Below are 24,360 nucleotides of genomic sequence, written 5' to 3'. Positions count from 1 at the left end.
GCATGACGAAGATCGTCAACCACTGGATCGGCGGCAAGACCGCCGAAGGCGCGTCGGGCACATACGGACCGGTGACGGATCCGGCCACCGGCGCGGTCACCACGAAGGTCGCGTTCGCGACCGTGGAGGAGGTGGACGCGGCCGTCGCGGCGGCCAAGGAGGCCTTCGCGACCTGGGGCCAGTCCTCGCTCGCGCAGCGCACCTCGATCCTGTTCAGGTTCCGGGCGCTGCTGGACGAGCACCGCGACGAGATCGCGGAGCTGATCACCGCCGAGCACGGCAAGGTGCACGGCGACGCGCTCGGCGAGGTGGCGCGCGGCCTGGAGATCGTCGACCTGGCCTGCGGCATCAGCGTGCAGCTGAAGGGCGAGCTGTCCACGCAGGTGGCGAGCCGGGTGGACGTGGCCTCGATCCGGCAGCCGCTGGGCGTGGTCGCGGGCATCACGCCGTTCAACTTCCCGGCGATGGTGCCGATGTGGATGTTCCCGATCGCCATCGCGTGCGGCAACACCTTCGTGCTGAAGCCGTCCGAGAAGGACCCGTCGGCGTCGATCCGCCTGGCCGAGCTGCTCGCGGAGGCGGGCCTGCCGGACGGCGTCTTCAACGTCGTGCACGGCGACAAGGTGGCCGTGGACCGGCTGCTGGAGCACCCGGACGTCAAGGCGGTGTCGTTCGTCGGCTCCACCCCGATCGCCCGCTACATCCACACCACGGCCTCCGCGAACGGCAAGCGCGTGCAGGCCCTGGGCGGCGCCAAGAACCACATGCTGGTCCTGCCGGACGCCGACCTGGACGCGGCGGCCGACGCGGCGGTCTCCGCGGCGTACGGCTCGGCGGGTGAGCGCTGCATGGCGATCTCCGCGGTCGTCGCGGTCGGCTCGATCGGCGACGAGCTGGTGGAGAAGATCCGCGAGCGCGCCGAGAAGATCAAGATCGGTCCGGGCGACGACCCGGCGTCCGAGATGGGCCCGCTGATCACGAAGGCGCACCGCGACAAGGTGGCGTCGTACGTCGCGGGCGCGGCGGCGGAGGGAGCCGACGTCGTCCTCGACGGCACCGGGTACACCGTCGACGGCTACGAGGACGGCCACTGGATCGGCATCTCGCTGCTGGACAAGGTGCCGACCACGGCGAAGGCGTACCAGGACGAGATCTTCGGTCCGGTGCTGTGCGTCCTGCGCGTGGACACCTACGACGACGGCGTGGCGCTCATCAACTCCTCGCCCTTCGGCAACGGCACGGCGATCTTCACCCGGGACGGCGGCGCCGCCCGCCGCTTCCAGCTGGAGGTCGAGGCCGGCATGGTCGGCGTGAACGTGCCGATCCCGGTGCCGGTGGGCTACCACTCCTTCGGCGGCTGGAAGGACTCGCTCTTCGGCGACCACCACATCTACGGCAACGACGGCACGCACTTCTACACCCGCGGCAAGGTGGTCACCTCCCGCTGGCCCGACCCGGCCGACGCCCCGGCGGGCGTGGACCTGGGGTTCCCGCGCAACCACTGAGGCCGGCCGGTGTCCCGCCCCATGTGGGGCGGGACACCGGCTGTCCGGGCCGGCTCAGCCCTGCCGTCCGGTGGCCTTCTCCAGCTGTTCGGTGATGTCACCGGTCTGCGCGGCGGGCGGGGCCTTGATCGCGGCGGTGGCACCGAACTTCTCGAAGTCCATCGTCACGGTCGCCCTGCCGAACCGCTGCTTCATCCGGACCGGGAGGTCCTTGGCGCCGACCCAGATGTCCATGGTGATCGAGTCGGCGCCACCGGTCAGCGAGCCGAAGGCGTTGTCCTTGTTGCCGTAGGCCTCCTTGAACTTGCCCATGTGCTCCCGGTCGACCACGGCCCGGTAGTGGGTCGCGCTCTGCCCGTCCACGGTCTCCTTGCCGAGGTCGTCGACGTTGTTGGCGTACTTCAGGCCTCTCATGGCGTCCGCCGGGCTGCCACCGCCGGTGTTCCCCTGGAACGCCTGGGCGCCCTTGTCGCCGAACACGGCCGACGCGTCGATCTTCATCCACTCCTTGCCCTTGAGCGGGCCGGAGGGCTGTGGGTCGATGTCGTAGTAGTAGGCGCCGTCCACGAACACCATGCGGGTCTTCGCGGCGGCGTGCAGCCGCTGCATCTGGACGGCCTTGGTGTCCATCTCGACATCGAACGCGAAGCCGTGGCCCCAGGAGTACGTGCCGTCCATGGTGATCGGGCCGGTCGTCGGCATCTCCGTCGTCATCCTGACTTCGGCGGACCCGACGTTCTCGGTCCGGTCGGTCGCCCGCGCAAGCGCCGCCATGATCTTGTCGGCATCGTCGACCGCCTTGACCGCAGTCTTCGCGCCATCGGTGCCGCACCCGGACATCGCCATCAGCGCCGCGGCCGTGACCCCCGCCCAGGCCGCGGTGTGTCGCAGTCTCATCTGTCCCACCCCATTGCTGTGATTCGGTTGTGAACGGCGACTCTAGCGGGCCCCGCTGACACGCCTGCGACGGGTTGTGGGCCGGGCTCAGCTCCGGCAGGTGTCCGGAGTCCGGACGAAATTCCGCGGATTCCGGCACGGAAAGTACGGTTCCCGTAGGCGTGCAAGAAGCCGAACACACTGACCGATTGCCCTCTGATTCAGTCGTCGATCGCTTTTATTCTGCGGATTCCGTAGGTGAACACCCATTGACGCAGCGGTTTTCGTCGGGGTTCGATGCGTGCGCCGGGAGCGGACCAGAGCATGTACGACCTGAGCCGCGGAGGCGATAACGCTCCCGACCCCACCATGTCGCACGAGTCGATCGGAACCGCCGCATGACCGACACGCTCCGCCCTGTCGAGAACGCCCCCGTCCCGGCATCGGGCAGTCCCCAGAAACTCAAGCGGTCCATCGGCGTCGTCGGCGGCACCCTGCTCACCCTGTCGTGCGTGACGCCCGCGTCCACGCTCTTCGTGGTCGTCCCCGACCTGTTCGGCTCGCTGGGCACGGCCACCGCCCTCACCATCGCCATCGGCTCCGTCCTCTGTATCGCGGTGGCGTTCTGCTACTCCGAACTGGGCACCCTGATCCCCAGCGCGGGCGGCGAGTACGCGATGGTGTCGACGCTGGCCGGACGCCTCGCGGGCTGGCTGGTGTTCGTGCTGTCCCTGCTGGTCGTCATGATCGTGCCGCCCGTGATCGCGATGGGCACGGCGGACTACCTGGCACCGGTGGTGCACCTCGACCCGGCCATGACGGGCGCCGGGGTCATGCTCCTGGCCACCCTCGCCGGCCTGCTGGACCTGCGCGCCAACGCCTGGATCACCGGCGTCTTCCTGGTCCTGGAGGTCGTGGCTGCGGGCGTCGTCGCGGTCCTCGGCTTCGCCCACGGCGAGCGCGGGGCCGGCAGTCTGGTGTCGATGCAGGTGACCGGCGCCGGCGGGCACACGGACCACGTCACGGCCATGATGGTGGTCTCCGGCCTCGCCATCGCCCTCTTCGTCACCCAGGGCTTCTCGACCGCCGTCTACCTCTCCGAGGAACTGGAGAACCCGCGCCGCACCGTCGCCCGCACGGTCCTCGCCACCCTCGCCATCTCCTCGGTCGTCATCCTGGTCCCGGTCGTCGCCATCACCATGGGCGCCCCCGACCTCAAGGCGCTGACCGGCGGCGACCTCAGCAGCATGGTCACCGCCTGGTCGAACACCGCCGTCGGCACCTTCGTGAGCCTGTGCGTGGCACTCGCGATCATCAACGCGGGCATCGTCATGGTCATCCAGAACTCCCGCGTGCTGTTCGCCTCGGCCCGCGACAAGGCCTGGCCCGAGCCGGTCAACAACGCGCTCGCCAAGCTCGGCCGGTTCGGCTCCCCGTGGGTCGCCACTCTCGTCGTCGGCGTCCCCGGCGCACTGCTCTGCTTCGTCAACCTGGACACGCTCTACGGTGTCACGGGCGTCTCGGTCACCGGCATGTACCTGCTCGTCGCGGTGGCCGCCCTGCTCGCCCGGCGCGGCGCGCACGCGCACACGCCGGCCTGGCGGATGCCGCTGTGGCCCGCGATGCCGGTCCTGCTGATCGCGGTCCTGGGCTACATCCTCACCCAGCAGGAGGCGACCTACCTGCTGTGGACGGGCGGCATCACGGCCGCCGCCACCCTCTACTGGGCCCTCTACCTCCGCCCGCGCCGCGCGACCCGCTGGCTGGTGTCGCTCCCGGAGGACGCGCGCGCCTGAGCCGCGTCCCCCTCGCCCCTTCGCCCCTGCCGCCCGCACCATGACTGGCGGCAGGGGCGACCGCGTCGTCGTACCACGGCTGCGGTACGCCGCAGCAGGCCCGTACGCCCGCAGGAGGGGCCGTGGTTCAGCCCTGCGGCTGCCCCGGTTGTCGGTGGTGGCCTCTACCGTTGACACATGGATCTTCGACTGCCCGCATTCCGTGGGCTGCGCCGAGGGGCCGTGGCCGCTGTGGTCGCGGTCCTCCTCGTGCTGGCCGGTGTCGGGACGTGGACGGCCGCCGCATCGGACGACACACCGGCCGTGCACCGCAGCGACAGAGTCATGGACATGGGCGGCGGAGTACGGATCGACACCTCTTTCTTCACGTCCGGATCCGCCGGCCGCCGCCCGGCCGTCCTGCTCGCGCACGGCTTCGGCGGCAGCAAGGACGACATGACGGACCAGGCGGTCACGCTCGCCCGGGACGGATACGCGGTGCTGACCTGGTCGGCACGCGGCTTCGGCAGGTCCACGGGGAAGATCGGGCTGAACGACCCGAAGGGCGAGGTCGCCGATGTCTCCCGGCTCATCGACTGGCTGGCGAAGCGGCCGGAGGTCCAGCTGGACAAGCCGGGCGATCCGCGCGTGGGCATGGCCGGCGCCTCCTACGGCGGGGCGATCGCGCTGCTGGCCGCGGGGTACGACCACCGGGTGGACGCCATCGCTCCGGCGATCACGTACTGGGACCTGGCGGACGCCCTGTTCCCGAACGGCGTGTTCAAGAAGCTGTGGGCCGGCGTCTTCGTGAACTCCGGCGGCGGCTGTGCGAAGTTCACCGCCGAGCTGTGCAGGATGTACGAGCGGGTGGCCGAGTCCGGCACGCCGGACGCCGAGGCGCGTGCCCTGCTCCAGGCGCGTTCGCCGTCCGCCGTGGGCAAGGACATCAAGGTGCCCACCCTGCTGGTGCAGGGCCAGTCCGACTCGCTGTTCCCGCTCGGCCAGGCGGACGCGGCGGCACGGGCGATCCGGGCCAACGGCGCCCCCGTGGACGTCGACTGGATCGCGGGCGGTCATGACGGCGGGGACATGGAGACCAGCCGCGTGCAGGCCCGTGACACCGCCTGGTTCGACCGCTATCTGAAGGGTGACAAGGGCGTCGACACGGGGCCCGCCTTCCGGATCACCCGCACCGGAGGCATCGACTCCACGGACGGCGCGGCCCAGTTGAAGGGCGCGAGCGGCGCCTCGTACCCGGGGCTGGAGAGCGGGCAGCGGACGGTCGGGCTCAGCGGCCCACAGCAGCGCTTCACCAACCCGGCCGGCGCCACCCCGCCCGCGGTCTCCGCGCTCCCCGGCCTCGGCGGCTCGGGCGGCCTCGCCCAGCTGTCGTCGCTGGGCGTCGGGGTGTCGCTCGACTTCCCCGGACAGTACGCGCAGTTCGACTCGCGTCCCGTGCGCCAGGACCTGTGGATCACCGGCTCGCCGACCGTGACGGTGCGTGTCACCTCGACGAGCGACGACGCCGTGCTGTTCGGGAAGGTGTACGACGTCGGCCCCGGCAAGGGACAGCCGGTGCTGCCGTCGCAACTGGTCGCCCCGGTCCGGGTGGAGGGAGCCAAGGCCGGCAAGGACGTCACGCTGACCCTGCCCGCCGTCGACCACGAGGTGCAGAAGGGCCACCGGCTGCGGCTGGTCCTCGCGTCCACGGACCTCGGTTACGCCTCCCCGGCCGCACCCGCCACGTACACGGTCTCCCTGAGGAGCGGACTGAAGGTGCCGACGGCACCCGGGGTCGCGACCGCGGTGGCCCCGCTCCCCTCCTGGGTGTGGTGGCTCCCGGTGACCGGAGCGGTCGTCGCGGCAGCCCTGCTGCTCACGGCCCGCCGCCGTACGACGGCACCGGCGCCCGACCCCGCGCTGGCGGAGGTACCGCTGCAGATCACCGGCCTGAGCAAGCGGTACGCGAAGTCGGCGGACCGGTATGCGGTGAAGGACCTGTCCTTCCGGGTGGAGAAGGGACAGGTGCTGGGCCTGCTGGGGCCGAACGGCGCGGGCAAGACGACCACACTGCGCATGCTGATGGGCCTGATCCGGCCGGACGGCGGCGAGATCCGCGTCTTCGGCCATGCGGTGCGCCCCGGTGCGCCGGTGCTGTCACGGGTCGGGGCCTTCGTGGAGGGCGCCGGCTTCCTGCCGCACCTGTCCGGCCGGGAGAATCTGGAGCTGTACTGGCGGGCGACGGGCCGCCCGCCTGAGGACGCTCACCTGGACGAGGCGCTGGAGATCGCGGGGCTCGGCGACGCGCTGGAGCGCGCGGTGCGCACGTACTCCCAGGGCATGCGGCAGCGTCTCGCCATCGCGCAGGCGATGCTCGGCCTGCCGGACCTGCTGATCCTGGACGAACCGACCAACGGCCTGGACCCGCCGCAGATCCGCGAGATGCGCGAGGTCATGATCCGGTACGCGGCGGGCGGCCGCACGGTCATCGTCTCCAGCCACCTGCTGGCGGAGGTGGAGCAGTCCTGCACCCACCTGGTGGTCATGGACCGCGGCCGGCTGCTCCAGGCGGGCCCGGTCAAGGAGATCGTCGGCTCGGGCGACACCCTGCTCGTCGGCACCGCCGCACCCGTGGAGGAGCCCCTCGTCGAGAAGGTGGGCGCGCTGCCGGGCGTCGCCTCGGTGGTGCGCACGGAGGACGGGTTGCTGGTCCGGCTCGACGCGGGCGGCAGCGCGCGGCGGCTGGTCGCGGAGCTGGTGCGGCTGGACGTCCCCGTGGAGTCCGTGGGCCCCCACCGGCGTCTGGAGGACGCCTTCCTGACCCTGATCGGAGGTTCCGCATGAGTGCGCTCGCCGAGCGGGCGGAGACGGCCGACGGGTACCGGGCGCGGCGGACGCTGCCGCTGCGCGTGGAGCTCGTCCGGCAGTTGAAGCGGCGCCGCACCCTCGTGATGGGTGCCATCCTGGCCCTGCTGCCGTTCGTCCTGGTCGTCGCGTTCGCCGTCGGAGGCGACCCGGGCTCGCGCAACGGCCAGGTGACGCTGATGGACACGGCGACCGCGTCGGGTGCCAACTTCGCCGCGGTGAACCTGTTCGTGTCCGCCGGGTTCCTGCTGGTCATTCCGGTGGCCCTGTTCTGCGGTGACACGGTCGCCTCGGAGGCGAGCTGGTCCTCGCTGCGCTATCTGCTCGCGGCACCGGTGCCCCGCGCCCGCCTGCTGTGGTCCAAGCTCGCGGTGGGACTCGGCATGAGCCTCGCGGCCATGGTGCTGCTGCCGGTCGTCGCGCTCGCGGTGGGTACGGCCGCCTACGGCTGGGGGCCGCTGGAGATGCCGACCGGCGGCTCCCTCTCACCGGGCACGGCGGCTCAGCGCCTCGTCGTCGTGGTGGCGTACATCTTCGTGTCCCAACTGGTCACGGCCGGGCTCGCGTTCTGGCTGTCGACGAGGACGGACGCCCCGCTGGGCGCGGTGGGCGGCGCGGTCGGGCTGACCATCGTGGGGAACGTGCTGGACGCGGTCACCGCTCTCGGACACTGGCGCGACTTCCTGCCGGCGCACTGGCAGTTCGCCTGGGCCGACGCGGTGCAGACCCGACCGGAGTGGGCCGGCATGGTCCAGGGCACGGCGATCTCGGTGACGTACGCGCTCGTGCTGTTCGCTCTGGCCTTCCGCGGTTTCGCCCGCAAGGACGTCGTCTCGTAGCACAGCCCGTCCCCGCAGCACATGGGTCGGGGCGCAGACAGGAGCGGCCCGCCGAATCGTTCGGCGGGCCGCTCCTCGTGCGCCGGACGGGCCGGACTCAGCTGTTGTTGGTGCCGTTCGCGGACAGGACCGGAACGTCGTCCAGGATGTGCGACAGCGGCTCGTCGCCCTTGGCCTGGGTGGAGTTCTCGGTGCACTGCTGGTTCTGCGACGCCGACAGGACCGGGATGTCCTGGACGCCGACCGGCACCAGGCCGACGAGCGAACCGGCGTTGACCTTCGCCGGCAGACCGACACAGGGCTTGTTCAGCGAGCCCTGGATGAGCGCCATCTGGGGGCTCATCGTGCCGTAGGTGGCCGAGTTGCCGTACTGCTGCGTCGAGGTGTTGCCGTTGGTGGACGTCGTCCCGGTGTCGTTGCCGACCGCCAGCGCCTGGGGAGCGGCCGCCGCCGAGACGCCCACCACGGAAGCAGCGACCGCCGCGGCGGCCATGAACCTCTTCATCACTTGCTAGTCCCTTCTGGAGAAACCCCGTCCACCGGAGCGCTCTGGACAACTGCCGCACGGTGTCATGGTTGCTCCCCTTCACTCCGATGGCCGATATCGAGAGGCGCAAGCGGACCCGTATGCCGGGCGCGTATTTCCAGAATTACTGCCCGCAGAACGGCCCGACCGGGTGAATGGCCGCAACCAATTCGAGGGTGCCGGGTTGGTCGCAGAGCAGGAACACGTGTCTTCTGTCAGGAAAGGAACCGACATGTTGAAGAAGGCGATGGCCGCGGCGGCGGTCGCGGCTTCCGTGGTGGGTGTCTCGGCGGCGGCCGCTCCGCAGGCCCTGGCGCTCGGTGACGACACCGGGACCACGTCCACCAACTCGAACACCGTCTCGGAGTCGTTCGGCAACGCGGCGACCTCGGGCGCCATGAGCCCGCAGCTGTCCCTGGTGCAGGGCTCCCTGAACAAGCTGTGCCTCGGTGTGCCGGCCAAGGCCAACGCCGGTTCGCTCGTCGGCCTGGTGCCGGTCGCCGTGCAGGACGTACCGGTCCTGTCGGCTCCGCAGAACCAGCAGTGCACCGAGAACTCCACCCAGGCCAAGGGCGACGAGCCGCTGTCACACATCGTGGACGACGTTCCGGTCCTGTCCGGCAACGGCACCGGCAACAGCTGACCGCTGCCGCGTACCCGTCGGCCGCCCGTCTTTCGCATCGTCGGGCGGCCCTGGTACGGGCGGTTGGCGGAATGTTCTTTCTTGTCCCGGCCTCCTCTCGAATGGCTTTCGATCGCGCGAAGCCACGCGCCGGCCCGCACCGCCTTTCGCGTGTATTCCCGATCGGCGTTCGGGTGAATTGCGCAGCGGCCTGTGCGAGGGAGTTGCTTCGGCCGTCTATTCCTCGTTTCACAGATGCAGGTCGTGCGGCGAGCCGTTTCAAGCCGTGCTCGCTCGGTCTCGGCCGTCACAGGGGCACGACCGCACAGAAGGGAAACTCCGTGAAGTACAAGAAGAGCGCCGCCGTCGTGGCCGGCGCCATCATGACTCTGGGAATGGCCGCCCCGGCCATGGCGGACTCCGGAGCCGACGCGTCCGCGACCAATTCCCCGGGTGTCCTGTCCGGGAACGTGATCCAGGTTCCCGTGCACGTGCCCGTCAACGCCTGTGGCAACAGCCTCGGCATCATCGCGCTGCTGAACCCCACGCTCGGCAACGCGTGCTCCAACACCTGACGCCATGGCCGCGCACGGCTGAGGTCGTCACGCACCAGCCGTCCGGCTGTGTCACGGCCGGCCTTGGACTGCTCTTCTCGGTTCCAGGGCCGGCTTTACCTCTTCTCCCACCTCTACCAGCAGGAAGACAACGAGATTGCGACAGACCCTGAGCAGGGGAATGGTCGCGGCAGCCGCCGCGACGGGCATTCTGTCCCTGTGCGGCAGCCCGGTGTTCGCCGACTCGACCGCCGACGGCTCGACGTCCGGATCACCGGGCCTCGCGTCCGGCAACACCGTCCAGGCCCCCGTGAACGTCCCCGTCAATGTCTGCGGCAACACGGTCAACGTGATCGCCGTGCTGAACCCGGCGTTCGGCAACGCCTGTGCCAACGGCCGGGGCGCCACGGCATCCCCTGCACCCGTGACCCCCGCCCCCACCCCGACCGTCCCGGTGCAGACGCCGCCGCAGGGCAACGGTTCCGGCACCCCGACCACCCCGCCCGGGTCCGGCACCACGAACCCGCCGGGCTCCGGCGCGACGCCCCAGACGCCGGGCACCGGGACGACCCCGCCGGAAGGAACGCTGCCGCCGCAGGGAACGCTGCCGCCGCAGGGAACGCTGCCGCCCCAGGCAGGTGTCCCGCAGGCCAACGTCCCGCAGGGCGGGGCCGGCGTGCAGCCCGTCGCGGCCTCGCGCACCCTGCCCGCGCTGGCCGAGACCGGTAGTGAGGGCCTCCTCGCGGCCTCGGCCGTCAGCGTCGCGATGCTGACCGGCGGGCTCATCCTGTACCGACGGGGGCGGGTCACCTCCCGCCGGTAGCGCGCCGGGTGCCGGGCGTCCCGCGTCCGGCACCCGTGCCGTCGTTCACAGGTCACACCCTCAGTTCTCCGCCCAGGGGCGGCGTCCACTCCGGGCGCTGCCCCTGGGCCGTTTCATCAGCGAAGCACTGCGGCCCCAATGCGCCACCCGCGTCACAAAGAACTCGCTCCGGTCACGCATGTCCCGGCTGTGCGGCCCTTGTGTCACAGCCGGTTCACAGGGCCTTTCCCAGGCGCGCCGCGGATCGTTGACCCGGCACAGGCTTTGTGATCGCCAGCGCGGGCCCGGCTCCCCCGACGACCTCCCCCCGGTCGCCGCCGTGGCGTGCGCGAGGAGGTGCTTGAAGATGACCGACCGTCGCCTCTGGTCCTACAAGGAGATCGCCGCCCACATCAGCGTGCAGCCGGACACCGTCAGGTCCTATCGCAAACACGGGCTGCTTCCACCCCCGGACCACGTGGAGGGCGGAAAGCCCTACTGGTACGCCGACACGGTCCGGGCCTGGGTGGCCTCCCGCCCGGGCAACCGCGGCCGCGGAGAGCCCTGACCGCTTCCCCCGGTGCCCCCGAGTGGCCCGTCCCGGCCGGGGCGGGCCACTCGGCTGTCGCCGCCGGTGGCCGGCCGGCTCAGCGCCACGGCTCGACGACCGTCACGCCCTGCCCCGGTGCCGTACCCATGGCCGCCAGCGCCTCCGGGGACGCGGCCAGCGGGATGGCGGACGTGACCAGGAGGTCGGGGCGCACGGCGCCGGACCGGACCAGTTCCAGCATCGGCGGATACGAGTGTGCCGCCATCCCGTGGCTGCCGAGGATCTCCAGTTCCAGGGCGATCACCCGGGACATGGGGACGGGGGTGGTGCCGTCGCCGGAGGGCAGCAGACCGACCTGGACGTGACGTCCGCGGCGGCGCAGTCCGTTCACCGACGCGGCGCACGTCGCCGGGGAGCCGAGCGCGTCGAGGGAGACGTGGGCGCCGCCGCCGGTCAGGGTGCGGACCGCCGCTGCCGTGTCGCCGGTGCCCGTCGCGTCCACGCACTCCGCCGCGCCGAGCTTCCGTGCCAGCTCGAGGGCCTGGGGCGACACGTCGACGGCCACGACCCGCGCCCCCACGGCCGCCGCGATCATCACCGCCGACAGTCCGACACCTCCGCAGCCGTGCACGGCGACCCACTCCCCCGCGGCCGGCCGGCCCTGCTGGACGACCGCGCGGAACGCCGTGGCGAACCGGCACCCGAGCGCCGCCGCCGTCCGGAACGACATCTCCTCCGGCACCGCGACCAGGTTCACGTCCACGTGCTCCAGCGCCACGTACTGTGCGAAGGACCCCCAGTGGGTGAACCCCGGCTGGGTCTGCCGCTCGCACACCTGCTGATCGCCCGCCGCACAGGACGGACAGCTCCCGCAGGCGCAGACGAACGGCACCGTGACCCGGTCGCCGGGCCGCCAGCGCGTCACCCGGGTGCCGACCGCCTCGACGACACCGGCGAGTTCATGACCGGGCACGTGCGGGAGCGTGACGTCCGGGTCGTGCCCCATCCAGCCGTGCCAGTCGCTGCGGCACAGCCCCGTCGCCTCGACCCGCACCACGGCCCCGTGCTCGGACGGCTCCGGGTCCGCCACCTCACGCACCTCGGCCCGCTCCCCGTACCGCTCGAACACCACCGCACGCATACGACCGACCCTCCGTCCTGTCCGCGATCCCTGCCCGCCGGATCGTCTCCTGCCGAACGCTAGTCCCCCACCCGGGTCCCGTCCCCGGGCCTCGTCCCGCCCTTCGCACCGACATGCGATCCCCGCTGCCGGCGGCCGAACGGAACGCGCCCCACCGATGCGCCCCGCCTCCCCGTCAGGTACCCCCAGGGGGTATAGTGTGATTCTCGTAAGCCCCACACGCCTCCCTGAGGAGTAATGCCATGACCGCGCAGACCGACACCCCGGGTTCCGTGACGACCGTCTACAAGGTGAGCGGGATGAGCTGCGGGCACTGTGAAGGCTCCGTCTCCGGCGAGATCTCCGGCATCGACGGCGTCACCTCGGTCACCGCCGTGGCGTCCACCGGCGAGGTCACGGTCGTCTCCGCCGCCCCGCTCGACGAGGAGGCCGTGCGCGCCGCGGTGGACGAGGCGGGCTTCGAACTCGTCGGCAAGGCCTGAACCACCGGCATCGCCCACCGCACCGGGCCGTGCCGACCAGCTGATACTGGCTCCGCACAGCCCGGTCCGTTGTCTGGAGTCCGGACATGACCAGCACCACAGCACCAGCCCCGATGAACGACACGACCGCGCGTTCCGAGGTCGAGCTCACGATCGGCGGCATGACCTGTGCCTCCTGCGCGGCACGTGTCGAGAAGAAGCTCAACCGGATGGACGGCGTCACCGCCACGGTCAACTTCGCGACGGAGAAGGCGAAGATCTCCTACCCCGAGGGGACCGAGGTCGCCGATCTGATCGCGACGGTGGTGAAGACCGGCTACACCGCCGAGGAACCCCCGCCGCCGCAGCCGGAACGGCCCGCCGGGACCGAGGAGCCCGCGGGGCTCGGGGAAGACCCGGAGCTCGCCTCTCTGCGCCGGCGCCTGACCGTCTCCGCTCTGCTCGCGCTGCCCGTCGTGCTGCTCGCGATGGTTCCCGCCCTGCAGTTCGACAACTGGCAGTGGCTCTCGCTCACCCTCGCCTCACCCGTCGTCGTGTGGGGGGGACTGCCGTTTCACAGGGCGGCGTTCACCAATGCCCGGCACGGCGCGGCCACCATGGACACCCTCGTCTCGGTCGGCACGCTCGCCGCCTTCGGCTGGTCGCTGTGGGCACTGTTCTGGGGACACGCGGGCATGCCCGGCATGCGCCACGGCTTCGAGCTCACCGTCTCCCGTACGGACGGCGCGTCCACCATCTACCTCGAGGTGGCCGCCGGTGTCGTCTCGTTCATCCTGCTCGGCCGCTACCTGGAGGCCCGCTCCAAGCGGCGCGCGGGCGCGGCCCTGAGGGCGCTGCTCGAACTGGGCGCGAAGGACGTCGCGGTGCTGCGGGAGGGACGTGAGGTACGCGTTCCGGTGGCGCGGCTGGCCGTCGGCGACCGGTTCGTGGTCCGGCCCGGCGAGAAGATCGCCACCGACGGGATCGTGGTGGAGGGCGTCTCCGCGGTAGACGTGTCCATGCTCACCGGCGAGTCGGTGCCGGTCGACGTGGCGGTCGGCGATTCCGTCACCGGCGCGACCGTGAACGCCGGGGGCCGGCTGGTGGTCGAGGCGACCCGGGTCGGCGCGGACACCCAGCTCGCGCGGATGGCGCGGCTGGTGGAGGACGCGCAGAACGGCAAGGCCGAGGTGCAGCGCCTCGCCGACCGCATCTCCGGGATCTTCGTGCCCGTGGTGCTGCTGATCGCGCTCGGCACCTTCGGGGTGTGGCTCGGCGTCACCGGGGACACCGTCGCCGCCTTCACGGCGGCGGTCGCGGTGCTGATCATCGCCTGTCCCTGCGCGCTGGGCCTCGCCACCCCGACCGCCCTGATGGTCGGCACGGGCCGCGGCGCCCAGCTCGGCATCCTGATCAAGGGCCCCGAGGTGCTGGAGTCCACACGGCGGGTGGACACCGTGGTCCTGGACAAGACCGGAACGGTGACCACCGGCCGGATGCAACTCCAGGAGGTGCACGCCGTCGAGGACAGCGACGAGAAGGAGGTTCTGCGGCTCGCAGGGGCCCTGGAACACGCCTCCGAGCACCCGATCGCCCGGGCGGTCGCGGAAGGCGCTCAGGAGCGCCTCGGTGACCTTCCCGCGCCGGAGCACTTCGAGAACGTGCCCGGACTCGGCGTGCGGGGCCGTGTCGAGGGACACGAGGTCACGGTGGGCCGCTTCCCCGGCGAGCTCCCGGAGCCGCTGGCCCGCGCGAAGGCCGGGGCCGAGTCGGAGGGGCGTACGGCCGTCGTGGTCGTCCGGGACGATGCGGCACTCGGTGTCGTCACCGTGGCCGACGCGATCAAGGAGACCAGCGCCGAAGCCGTACGGGACCTGCGCGCGCTCGGGCTGCGGCCGGTGCTGCTGACGGGGGACAACCGGGCGGTGGCCGAGGCGGTGGCGCGGGCCGTCGGCATCGACGGCGCGGACGTGATCGCCGAGGTGCTGCCCGAGGACAAGGTCGGCGTCGTCCGGCGGCTCCAGGGCGAGGGGCGGACCGTCGCCATGGTCGGCGACGGCGTCAACGACGCGGCCGCCCTCGCCACCGCCGATCTGGGCCTGGCCATGGGCACCGGGACGGACGCGGCGATCGAGGCGGGCGATCTGACGCTGGTGCGCGGGGACCTGCGGGTGGCCGCGGACGCGATCCGGTTGTCACGGCGCACGCTCACCACGATCAAGGGGAACCTGGCATGGGCCTTCGGGTACAACGTGGCCGCCCTGCCGCTGGCCGCGGCGGGCTTCCTCAACCCCATGATCGCGGGTGCGGCCATGGCCTTCTCGTCGGTGTTCGTGGTCACGAACAGCCTGCGGCTGCGGGCGTTCTCATGAGCGGGCCGCAGGGAAGCCGGCCTCGTGGCGCGGTTCCCGGGACGGAGCGGTAAGAGTCCCTCTAGAGTCGGAAGCGAGCCTCACATAAGCTCTTCACAAGGCCCGCGCAGCATCCTTACGCTGGGGCCTCGATCAACGTGTCGAGGCTCTTGCGCATTTTCAGGAGGTGCGCAAGAGACACAGATCACAGTGACGTGAACGTAACCAGCGGAAGGGTTCGTGGGTCTAAGTTGGCGATGTCGGAAGCGTCTTGGGGGGCGTGACTGACATCTGGGGATGTCTTGGGGGACGTCCCCGGGAAACTGCGTTGCCGGGGCACGTACACCGGGGAGCTTTGAGCGGCCCTCCCGTCCGTACGCGTCCCGGCAGACCGCACCGCAGTGGTACGCCGAGTTCTGCTCGTTTTGCTCACAGCGATTCAGGCGCTGTCCCGCAGACGCCCGGCCGGATCCCGTGGGGGGAATCCGCACCGGGACATGGGAAGGCGCCCTGGTCGTCGGCCCGTGGGGGGACCGGCGCGCCGGGGCGCCTTCTGCTTGTCAAGCTCTGTCACCGACGCTCACGCCACGCGGCGAGTGAGCCGAAGGGGCGTGCCGGTCTCGAGGGCGACGGGGGTCCCCCTGCTCGAGCGAAGCCGAGAGCTCGGGGGAGTGCGGAGGCCCGAAGGGCTGAGCACGATCGCGGTCTCGACACCGGCACTGAGCACCCCGGAGGAACCGAGCCCTGAAGAAGGGGGTCAGCGCTCCTCGACCGGGACGAAGTCGCGCTCGACGACACCCGTGTAGATCTGGCGGGGGCGGCCGATGCGGGAGCCCGGCTCCTTGATCATCTCGTGCCACTGGGCGATCCAGCCCGGCAGGCGGCCGAGGGCGAACAGGACCGTGAACATCTCGGTCGGGAAGCCCATGGCGCGGTAGATCAGGCCGGTGTAGAAGTCCACGTTCGGGTAGAGCTTGCGCTCGACGAAGTAGTCGTCGGACAGCGCGTGCTCCTCCAGCTTGAGCGCGATCTCGAGGAGCTCGTCCTCCTTGCCCAGGGCGGAGAGGACGTCGTGCGCCGCGGCCTTGATGATCTTGGCGCGCGGGTCGAAGTTCTTGTAGACCCGGTGGCCGAAGCCCATCAGGCGGACGCCGTCCTCCTTGTTCTTCACCTTGCGGATGAAGGTGTCGACGTCGTTGCCGGAGTCACGGATGCCCTCGAGCATCTCCAGGACGGACTGGTTGGCGCCGCCGTGCAGCGGACCCCACAGCGCGTTGATGCCGGCCGAGATCGAGGCGAACATGTTGGCCTGCGAGGAGCCCACCAGGCGGACCGTGGAGGTCGAACAGTTCTGCTCGTGGTCGGCGTGCAGGATCAGCAGCTTGTCGAGCGCGGAGACGACGACCGGGTCCAGCTCGAACTCCTGCGCGGGGACCGAGAAGGTCATGCGCAGGAAGTTCTCGACGTAGCCGAGGTCGTTGCGCGGGTAGACGAACGGGTGGCCGATCGACTTCTTATAGGCGTACGCCGCGATGGTCGGAAGCTTGGCGAGCAGCCGGATGGTGGAGAGGTTGCGCTGCTTCTCGTCGAACGGGTTGTGGCTGTCCTGGTAGAAGGTGGACAGCGCGGAGACCACCGAGGACAGCATCGCCATCGGGTGGGCGTCGCGCGGGAAGCCCTTGTAGAAGTTCTTGACGTCCTCGTGCAGCAGGGTGTGCTGCGTGATGTCGTTCTTGAAGGCGGAGAGCTCGTCGACCGTGGGCAGCTCGCCGTTGATCAGCAGGTAGGCGACCTCCAGGAAGGTGGAGCGCTCGGCCAGCTGCTCGATCGGGTAGCCGCGGTACCGGAGGATGCCCTGCTCGCCGTCGAGGTAGGTGATGGCGGATTTGTAGGCGGCGGTGTTGCCGTAGCCGCTGTCCAGGGTCACCAGACCGGTCTGGGCGCGGAGCTTTCCGATGTCGAAGCCCTTGTCACCGACGGTGCTGTCGACCACCGGGTAGGTGTACTCGTTGCCGTCGTACCGCAGTACTACAGAGTTGTCGCTCACGTCTTCCCTCACCGACGTAGTGCCTCATCTTCGAGGTGCCCTGACTGTCTCTACCATCCCCCATTTGGCGCAGGAGAGTGCACTCGGGGTCGGCCGTTGGGCTCATCGGCGGCACTGAGTGCCGTCAACCTGCTCATCCTGCCCCCGTCCGACCGGTTCCGGAAGTGCTCTGTGACCTTCGCGACTCATTTGATCGATCATTTTTTCGATGGCCCAGGTGGGCAGGGCGGCACGCCGGGTCGACGGGAGGGTTCAGCTCTCCAGGGGCCGCGGCGACAGTCTGAAGTCCAGTGCCGTGCAGCGGCGGCCGGCCGACACCGTGCGTACCGCCTGCCCGATCGCCTTGCGTGAACCGACGAGCACCACCAGCTTCTTGGCCCGGGTGACGGCGGTGTAGAGCAGGTTCCGCTGGAGCATCATCCAGGCTCCGGTGGTGACCGGGATGACCACCGCCGGATACTCGCTGCCCTGGGACCGGTGGATCGTCACCGCGTAGGCGTGGGCCAGCTCGTCGAGCTCGTCGAACTCGTACGCCACCTCCTCGTCCTCGTCCGTCAGCACCGTCAGGCGCTGGTCGACCGGGTCGAGCGCGGTGACCACGCCGACGGTGCCGTTGAAGACACCGTTCTCCCCCTTCTCGTAATTGTTGCGAATCTGGGTCACCTTGTCGCCGACACGGAAGACGCGGCCGCCGAACCGCTTCTCGGGCAGGTCCGGGCGGGACGGGGTGATCGCCTGCTGGAGCAGGCCGTTGAGGGTGCCCGCGCCGGCGGGTCCGCGGTGCATGGGCGCGAGCACCTGAACGTCGCGGCGCGGGTCGAGGCCGAAGCGGGCCGGGATCCGCCGTGCCGCCACGTCCACGGTGAGGCGGCCGGCCGCCTCGGTGTCGTCCTCGACGAAGAGGAAGAAGTCCTTCAGGCCGTCGGTGAGGGGGTGCTGTCCGGCGTTGATGCGGTGCGCGTTGGTGACGACGCCGGACTGCTGGGCCTGGCGGAAGACGCGGGTGAGCCGGACGGCCGGGATCGGGCTGCCGTCGGCGAGCAGGTCCCTGAGGACCTCGCCGGCGCCCACGCTCGGCAGCTGGTCGACGTCGCCGACGAAGAGGAGGTGGGCGCCGGGCGGCACGGCCTTGACCAGCTTGTTGGCGAGCAGCAGGTCGAGCATGGAGGCCTCGTCCACCACGACCAGGTCGGCGTCCAGCGGGCGGTCCCTGTCGTACGCCGCGTCGCCGCCGGGCTTCAGCTCAAGCAGCCGGTGGACGGTGGAGGCCTCGGCGCCGGTCAGCTCGGACAGGCGCTTGGCGGCGCGTCCGGTGGGCGCGGCGAGCACGACCTTGGCCCGCTTGGCCCGGGCCAGCTCGACGATGGACCGTACGGTGAACGACTTGCCGCATCCGGGCCCGCCGGTGAGCACGGCGACCTTCTCGGTCAGCGCGAGCCGTACGGCCTGCTCCTGCTCGGGCGCCAGGTCGGCGCCCGTACGCCCCTTGAGCCAGCCCAGGGCCTTGTCCCAGGCCACGTCCCGGAAGCCGGGCATGCGGTCCTCGTCGGTGCGCAGGAGGCGCAGCAGCTGGGCGGAGAGGGAGAGTTCGGCGCGATGGAAGGGGACCAGGTAGACGGCGGTGACGGGGTCCCCTCCGTCCGGCCCGGGCACCTTCTCCCGCACGACACCGGGGTCCTCGCCGTCCTCCGGTGGCTCGGCCAGCTCGGCGAGGCACTCGATGACGAGCCCGGTGTCGACCTGGAGGAGCTTGACCGCGTCGGCGATGAGCCGCTCCTGAGGGAGGTAGCAGTGGCCCTGGTCGGCGGACTGCGACAGCGCGTACTGCAGGCCGGCCTTGACGCGCTCCGGACTGTCGTGCGGGATGCCGACGGACTGGGCGATGCGGTCGGCGGTGAGGAAGCCGATGCCCCAGACGTCGGCGGCGAGGCGGTACGGCTGGTTCTTGACGACGGAGATGGAGGCGTCGCCGTACTTCTTGTAGATGCGGACGGCGATGGAGGTGGACACCTCTACGGTCTGCAGGAAGAGCATGACCTCCTTGATCGCCTTCTGCTCCTCCCAGGCGTCGGCGATCTTCTTGGTCCGCTTCGGGCCGAGGCCGGGGACCTCGATGAGCCGCTCCGGCTCCTCCTCGATGATCTTCAGGGTGTCCAGCCCGAAGTGCTGGGTGATCCGGTCGGCGAAGACGGGCCCGATGCCCTTGACCAGGCCCGAGCCGAGGTAGCGGCGGATGCCCTGGACGGTGGCCGGGAGGACGGTCGTGTAGTTCTCCACGGTGAACTGCCGGCCGTACTGGGGGTGCGACCCCCAGCGGCCCTCCATCCGCAGCGACTCCCCCACCTGGGCACCGAGGAGCGCGCCGACGACGGTGAGCAGGTCACCGGAGCCGCGGCCGGTGTCGACGCGGGCGACGGTGTAGCCGTTCTCCTCGTTGGCGTAAGTGATCCGCTCGAGCACGCCTTCGAGCACAGCGAGCCGCCGCTCTCCGGCGTCGGCCGCCTGCCCTGCCCGACTGGCCTCCTTGGTCATGATCCGACGCTACCGCCGAGGTGTGACAGACGGGGGCGGGCGGTCCGGACCACGATGGGCACCCGGCGGCGCAGCTCCCGGCCGGTCGTGCGCCCCTGACGCGACGTCACACGACGGCCGCCCTCAACGACCGACGCCCCGACGGGGGTTGACGACCGCCCCACCGACCGCCCACCGCCGACTGCGTCGCCCCACGACCCCGCCCGCCCCAAGTGACCCCCGTCACACAGGTCACAATCCGGTCTCGCCCTCGCTCCACCCCTTGAAGGGGGGAATGTAATCGTTTCCAATCCTCTTTGTCATTCGTGAAAACGATTCCACGGACTCACAAGGAGGTGGTCCGGCGATGGCGAGCATCAAGGACGTCGCCGCCGAGGCGGGGGTCTCCGTCGCCACGGTGTCACGCGTCCTGAACGACCACCCGTCGGTCAGCGCCGAGGCACGCACCCGTGTGCTGGCCGCCGTCGAGGCGCTGGGCTACCGCCCGAACGCCGTCGCCCGGTCCCTGCGCACCGACCAGACCCACACCCTCGGCCTGGTCATCAGCGACGTACTCAACCCCTACTTCACCCATCTGGCCCGCTCCGTCGAGGAGGAGGCCCGCGCCCTCGGCTACAGCGTGATCATCGGCAACGCCGACGAGCGGCCCGACCTCCAGGACCACCATGTGCGGACCCTGCTGGACCGGCGGATCGACGGACTGCTCGTCTCCCCGACGGACGGCGGGTCGCCGCTCATGCTGGAAGCCGCGCGGGCCGGCACCCCCATGGTCTTCGTCGACCGGTGGATCGCGGGCGTCGACGTACCCGTCGTACGCTCCGACGGCCGCGCCGCCGTCCACGACCTCGTCCGTCATCTGCACGGGCTCGGCCACCGGCGGCTCGCGATCATCGCGGGTCCGGCGGCGACCACGACCGGCCGTGAGCGCGTCGAGGCCTTCCGCGAGGCCCTGGCCGAGTACGGACTTCCCCTCCCGGACGCCTACATCGGCCAGGGGGACTTCCAGGCGGAGAGCGGGCGGCGCGCCACCGAGGAGTTCCTCGACCTGCCCGAGCCGCCCGAGGTCGTCTTCGCCGCCGACAACCTGATGGCGCTCGGCGCGCTGGACGCCGTCCGGGCGCGCGGACTTCGGGTGCCGGACGACATCGCGCTCGCCGCGTTCGACGACATCCCCTGGTTCGTGCACACCGATCCGCCGATCACCGCGATCGCCCAGCCCACGGGCCGGCAGGGACGCGCCGCCGTGCGCGCGCTGGTCGACCGCATCGAGGGGCGGCACCCCGAGTCCCTCACCCTCCCCGCCCGTCTCGTCGTACGCCGCTCGTGCGGCGAGCCGCCTGCACAGGCCCCCGCTGTGCAGTTCCCCGTACAAAGGAGCCAGTCGTGAGCAACCCTGACGAGTTGCTGCGCATCGAAGGCATACGCAAGACCTTCCCCGGCGTGGTCGCGCTCGACGGCGTCGACTTCGATCTGCGCCGCGGCGAGGTGCACGTGCTGCTCGGTGAGAACGGCGCGGGCAAGAGCACCCTCATCAAGATGCTCTCCGGCGCCTACCGCCCCGATGCCGGGCGGATCCTGGTCGGCGGCAAGGAGGTGCGCATCCACGGTGCGCAGGACTCCGAGCGCCTCGGGATCGCCACCATCTACCAGGAGTTCAACCTCGTCCCCGACCTGACCGTCGCCGAGAACATCTTCCTGGGCCGCCAGCCGCGCCGCTTCGGCATGATCGACCGCAAGAAGATGGAGGCGGACGCCGCCGAACTCCTCGAACGCGTCGGCGTGAACGTGTCGCCCCGCGCGCGGGTGCGTGAACTGGGCATCGCCCGGCTCCAGATGGTCGAGATCGCGAAGGCGCTCAGCCTGAACGCGCGCGTGCTCATCATGGACGAGCCGACGGCCGTGCTCACCTCCGAAGAGGTCGAGAAGCTGTTCGCCATCGTGCGCACACTGCGCGAGGACGGCGTCGGCATCGTCTTCATCACCCACCATCTGGAGGAGATCGCCGCTCTCGGGGACCGGGTGACCGTGATCCGCGACGGCAGGAGCGTCGGCCAGGTGCCCGCCTCCACGCCCGAGGACGAACTCGTGCGCCTCATGGTGGGACGGTCCATCGAGCAGCAGTACCCGCGCGAACGGCCCGATACCGGAGCGGCGTTGCTCACCGTCGAGGGGCTCACCCGGGACGGGGTCTTCCACGACGTGTCGTTCGAGGTGCGGGCCGGCGAGGTCGTCGGCATCGCGGGGCTGGTGGGTGCCGGCCGTACGGAGGTCGTACGGGCCGTGTTCGGCGCCGATCCCTATGACCGGGGAGTCGTGCGCGTGGCCGGCTCTCAGGTGCGCCGGTACGACGTGAACGCCGCGATGGAGGCCGGGATCGGGCTCGTGCCCGAGGACCGCAAGGGCCAGGGGCTCGTCCTGGACGCGTCCATCGAGGAGAACCTCGGGCTCGTGACCATGCGGGCCGCGACCCGCGGCGGGCTCGTCGACCGCAAGGGGCAGCACGCCGCCGCGTCCGAGGTCGCCGACCGACTCCGCGTGCGGATGGCCGGTCTCGGCCAGCACGTGCGCACGCTCTCCGGTGGCAACCAGCAGAAGGTCGTCATCGGCAAGTGGCTCCTGGCGAACACCAAGGTGCTCATCCTCGACGAGCCGACGCGCGGCATCGACGTCGGCGCCAAGGTCGAGATCTACCAACTGATCAACGAACTCACGGCCGCGGGCGCCGCCGTCCTGATGATCTCCAGCGATCTGCCCGAGGTGCTCGGCATGAGCGACCGGGTGCTGGTGATGGCCCAGGGCCGCATCGCGGGCGAACTCTCCGCCGACGAGGCGACGCAGGACTCCGTCATGGCGCTCGCCGTCAGCACACCCACCACGTCTGTGAACGAAATGGAGGCCACCCGTGGCCACTGACACGCTCAAGAGCCGGGCGGGCGCCGGTGGCGCCGGGGGGGTCCGCAGACTCCTGCTCGACAACGGCGCGCTCACCGCGCTGATCGTCCTGGTCATCGCGATGTCCGCGCTGTCCGGTGACTTCCTGACGACCGACAACCTCCTCAACATCGGCGTCCAGGCGGCCGTCACGGCCATCCTCGCCTTCGGCGTCACCTTCGTGATCGTCTCGGCGGGCATCGACCTGTCGGTGGGGTCGGTCGCCGCGCTGTCGGCCACCGTCCTGGCCTGGAGCGCCACGTCGGCGGGCGTCCCCGTCGCGATAGCGGTGATCCTCGCGATCGCGACCGGCCTCGCCGCCGGACTCGTCAACGGCATCCTGATCTCGTACGGGAAGCTCCCGCCGTTCATCGCGACCCTCGCCATGCTGTCGGTGGGCCGCGGTCTGTCGCTGGTCATCTCGCAGGGCTCCCCGATCGCGTTCCCGAACTCGGTGTCGCACCTCGGTGACACGCTGGGCGGCTGGCTGCCGGTGCCGGTCCTCGTCATGGTCGTCATGGGCCTGATCACCGCGTTCGTCCTCGGCCGTACGTACATCGGCCGCTCCATGTACGCGATCGGCGGCAACGAGGAGGCGGCCCGTCTGTCGGGTCTGCGGGTGAAGAAGCAGAAGATCGCGATCTACGCGCTGTCGGGTCTGTTCGCCGCGGCCGCGGGCATCGTGCTCGCCGCGCGCCTTTCCTCCGCGCAGCCGCAGGCCGCCAACGGCTACGAGCTGGACGCGATCGCCGCGGTCGTCATCGGCGGCGCCTCCCTCGCGGGCGGCACCGGCAAGGCGTCGGGCACGCTGATCGGCGCGCTGATCCTGGCGGTGCTGCGCAACGGCCTCAACCTCCTGTCGGTGTCCGCCTTCTGGCAGCAGGTCGTCATCGGTGTGGTGATCGCCCTGGCGGTGCTCCTCGACACCGTGCGCCGCAAGGCCGGGGCAACCCCCGTGGCCGCCGGCACCTCTCCGGGCGGCCGGGGCAGGCAGACGCTGACGTACGCGCTCGCGGCCGTGGTCGCGGTGGCCGTGGTGGGCGGGATGTCCTTCCTGCACGGAGGCTCGTCCTCCACCACGCCGAAGGTCGGCCTGTCGCTGTCCACCCTCAACAACCCCTTCTTCGTGCAGATCAAGCAGGGCGCGCAGGCGGAGGCGAAGAAGCTGGGCGTCGACCTGACCGTCACGGACGCGCAGAACGACGCCTCGCAGCAGGCCAACCAACTGCAGAACTTCACCAGCTCGGGCCTCGGCGCGATCGTCGTCAACCCGGTGGACTCGGACGCCGCGGGCCCGGCCGTGCGGGCCGCGAACAAGGCGGGCGTCCCCGTCGTGGGCGTCGACCGCGGCGTCAACAAGGCGCGGACGGCCGCGCTGGTCGCCTCCGACAACGTCGAGGGCGGCAAGCTGGGCGCCAAGGCGCTGGCCGAGAAGCTCGGCGGCAAGGGCAAGATCGTGATCCTGCAGGGTCTGGCCGGCACGTCCGCGAGCCGTGAGCGCGGCGCGGGCTTCGCGGAGGGCCTGAAGGCCTACCCGGGCATCCAGGTCGTCGCCAAGCAGCCCGCCGACTTCGACCGCACCAAGGGCCTCGACGTGATGACGAACCTGCTCCAGGCCCACCCGGACATCCAGGGCGTCTTCGCCGAGAACGACGAGATGGCCCTCGGCGCGATCAAGGCGCTGGGGTCGAAGGCCGGGACGTCCGTCCAGGTGGTCGGCTTCGACGGTGAGCCGGACGGACTCGCCGCGGTCAGGGCGGGCACGCTGTACGCGTCGGTGGCGCAGCAGCCCTCGCAGCTGGGCCGGATCGCGATCGACAACGCGCTGCGGGCCGCTGAGGGCAAGAAGGTCGAGGAGACGGTCATGGTGCCGGTGAAGGTGGTCACGAAGGAGAACGTGGCCGGGTTCACCGGCTGACCCGCCCCGTCCGGTCGCCACGGCGGCGGGCCGCGCAGCACGCGCGGTCCGCGGCCGTGGCGCCG

Annotated in this window: 18 protein-coding genes; 13 read left to right on the top strand and 5 right to left on the bottom strand. The window is 70.9% G+C overall.

The window, feature by feature from the left end; all coding sequences use genetic code 11:
- The first annotated feature begins 2 nt into the window (after positions 1–2).
- Positions 3–1,505 carry a CoA-acylating methylmalonate-semialdehyde dehydrogenase gene (mmsA, locus tag C3488_RS08655; RefSeq protein WP_103838739.1) on the top strand — a complete coding sequence of 501 codons (1,503 nt, stop codon included), beginning with the start codon at positions 3–5 and terminating at the stop codon, positions 1,503–1,505.
- Between the two features lie 54 nt (positions 1,506–1,559).
- On the opposite strand, the gene C3488_RS08650 is transcribed toward mmsA, so the two are convergent.
- Positions 1,560–2,402, bottom strand: a complete 843-nt coding sequence (locus tag C3488_RS08650; protein ID WP_103838738.1) for a hypothetical protein — start codon at positions 2,400–2,402, stop codon at positions 1,560–1,562.
- Between the two features lie 377 nt (positions 2,403–2,779).
- Here C3488_RS08650 and C3488_RS08645 point away from each other — a divergent pair, with 377 nt between their 5' ends.
- From C3488_RS08645 to C3488_RS08635, 3 genes are all read left to right on the top strand, one after another.
- Positions 2,780–4,177: an APC family permease gene (locus tag C3488_RS08645; protein ID WP_103838737.1), complete on the top strand. Its 1,398-nt coding sequence runs from the start codon at positions 2,780–2,782 to the stop codon at positions 4,175–4,177.
- Between the two features lie 177 nt (positions 4,178–4,354).
- Positions 4,355–7,000, top strand: coding sequence for an alpha/beta fold hydrolase (locus C3488_RS08640; RefSeq protein WP_181138934.1), 2,646 nt, complete (start codon positions 4,355–4,357; stop codon positions 6,998–7,000).
- Positions 6,997–7,860, top strand: coding sequence for an ABC transporter permease (locus tag C3488_RS08635; protein ID WP_103838735.1), 864 nt, complete (start codon positions 6,997–6,999; stop codon positions 7,858–7,860). Before C3488_RS08640 ends, C3488_RS08635 begins: the two co-directional genes overlap by 4 nt.
- 97 nt (positions 7,861–7,957) lie before the next feature.
- Here the strand turns inward: C3488_RS08635 and C3488_RS08630 are convergent, their stop codons facing one another.
- Complete coding sequence (locus C3488_RS08630; RefSeq protein ID WP_374955403.1) at positions 7,958–8,365, bottom strand: rodlin; 408 nt, start codon at positions 8,363–8,365, stop codon at positions 7,958–7,960.
- Between the two features lie 253 nt (positions 8,366–8,618).
- On the opposite strand from C3488_RS08630, the gene C3488_RS08625 reads away from it, so the two are divergent.
- From C3488_RS08625 to C3488_RS08610, 4 genes are all read left to right on the top strand, one after another.
- Positions 8,619–9,029 carry a rodlin gene (locus C3488_RS08625; protein WP_103838734.1) on the top strand — a complete coding sequence of 137 codons (411 nt, stop codon included), beginning with the start codon at positions 8,619–8,621 and terminating at the stop codon, positions 9,027–9,029.
- Between the two features lie 362 nt (positions 9,030–9,391).
- Positions 9,392–9,583: a chaplin gene (locus C3488_RS41435; protein ID WP_258053343.1), complete on the top strand. Its 192-nt coding sequence runs from the start codon at positions 9,392–9,394 to the stop codon at positions 9,581–9,583.
- Positions 9,584–9,719: 136 nt separating this feature from the next.
- Positions 9,720–10,385, top strand: a complete 666-nt coding sequence (locus C3488_RS42365) for a chaplin (protein WP_103838732.1) — start codon at positions 9,720–9,722, stop codon at positions 10,383–10,385.
- Between the two features lie 346 nt (positions 10,386–10,731).
- Complete coding sequence (locus C3488_RS08610; RefSeq protein WP_103838731.1) at positions 10,732–10,932, top strand: AlpA family transcriptional regulator; 201 nt, start codon at positions 10,732–10,734, stop codon at positions 10,930–10,932.
- A 79-nt stretch (positions 10,933–11,011) separates the two neighbouring features.
- Here the strand turns inward: C3488_RS08610 and C3488_RS08605 are convergent, their stop codons facing one another.
- A complete protein-coding gene (locus C3488_RS08605) occupies positions 11,012–12,055 on the bottom strand; it encodes a zinc-dependent alcohol dehydrogenase family protein (RefSeq protein WP_103838730.1) in 1,044 nt (347 codons plus the stop codon).
- Between the two features lie 242 nt (positions 12,056–12,297).
- Here C3488_RS08605 and C3488_RS08600 point away from each other — a divergent pair, with 242 nt between their 5' ends.
- Together C3488_RS08600 and C3488_RS08595 are read left to right on the top strand one after the other, a co-directional pair.
- Entirely contained in the window at positions 12,298–12,537 is a 240-nt protein-coding gene (locus C3488_RS08600; protein ID WP_103838729.1) for a heavy-metal-associated domain-containing protein, read from the top strand.
- Positions 12,538–12,623: 86 nt separating this feature from the next.
- Positions 12,624–14,888 (top strand): cation-translocating P-type ATPase, encoded by a 2,265-nt coding sequence (locus C3488_RS08595; protein ID WP_103838728.1) that lies wholly within the window; start codon positions 12,624–12,626, stop codon positions 14,886–14,888.
- Positions 14,889–15,624: 736 nt separating this feature from the next.
- Here C3488_RS08595 and C3488_RS08590 read toward each other — a convergent pair.
- Together C3488_RS08590 and C3488_RS08580 are read right to left on the bottom strand one after the other, a co-directional pair.
- Positions 15,625–16,914: a citrate synthase gene (locus tag C3488_RS08590; RefSeq protein WP_103838727.1), complete on the bottom strand. Its 1,290-nt coding sequence runs from the start codon at positions 16,912–16,914 to the stop codon at positions 15,625–15,627.
- A 252-nt stretch (positions 16,915–17,166) separates the two neighbouring features.
- Positions 17,167–19,446: an ATP-dependent RecD-like DNA helicase gene (locus tag C3488_RS08580; RefSeq protein WP_103838725.1), complete on the bottom strand. Its 2,280-nt coding sequence runs from the start codon at positions 19,444–19,446 to the stop codon at positions 17,167–17,169.
- Between the two features lie 346 nt (positions 19,447–19,792).
- Between C3488_RS08580 and C3488_RS08575 the strand changes: the two genes are divergently transcribed.
- From C3488_RS08575 to C3488_RS08565, 3 genes are read left to right on the top strand one after another with little or no spacing between them, the layout of a single operon-like run.
- A complete protein-coding gene (locus C3488_RS08575; RefSeq protein ID WP_103838724.1) occupies positions 19,793–20,833 on the top strand; it encodes a LacI family DNA-binding transcriptional regulator in 1,041 nt (346 codons plus the stop codon).
- Positions 20,830–22,359: a sugar ABC transporter ATP-binding protein gene (locus tag C3488_RS08570; RefSeq protein ID WP_103838723.1), complete on the top strand. Its 1,530-nt coding sequence runs from the start codon at positions 20,830–20,832 to the stop codon at positions 22,357–22,359. The genes C3488_RS08575 and C3488_RS08570 overlap by 4 nt, the downstream gene beginning before the upstream one ends.
- Positions 22,349–24,295: a substrate-binding domain-containing protein gene (locus C3488_RS08565; protein ID WP_103838722.1), complete on the top strand. Its 1,947-nt coding sequence runs from the start codon at positions 22,349–22,351 to the stop codon at positions 24,293–24,295. Before C3488_RS08570 ends, C3488_RS08565 begins: the two co-directional genes overlap by 11 nt.
- The last annotated feature ends 65 nt before the right edge of the window (positions 24,296–24,360 follow it).

Source organism: Streptomyces sp. Ru72 (genome assembly GCF_002920635.1).
In the GTDB taxonomy this organism is placed as follows: Bacteria; Actinomycetota; Actinomycetes; order Streptomycetales; family Streptomycetaceae; genus Streptomyces.
The sequence above is the reverse complement of the archived record's forward strand: the minus strand, read 5'-3'. Positions and strand labels throughout refer to the sequence as shown.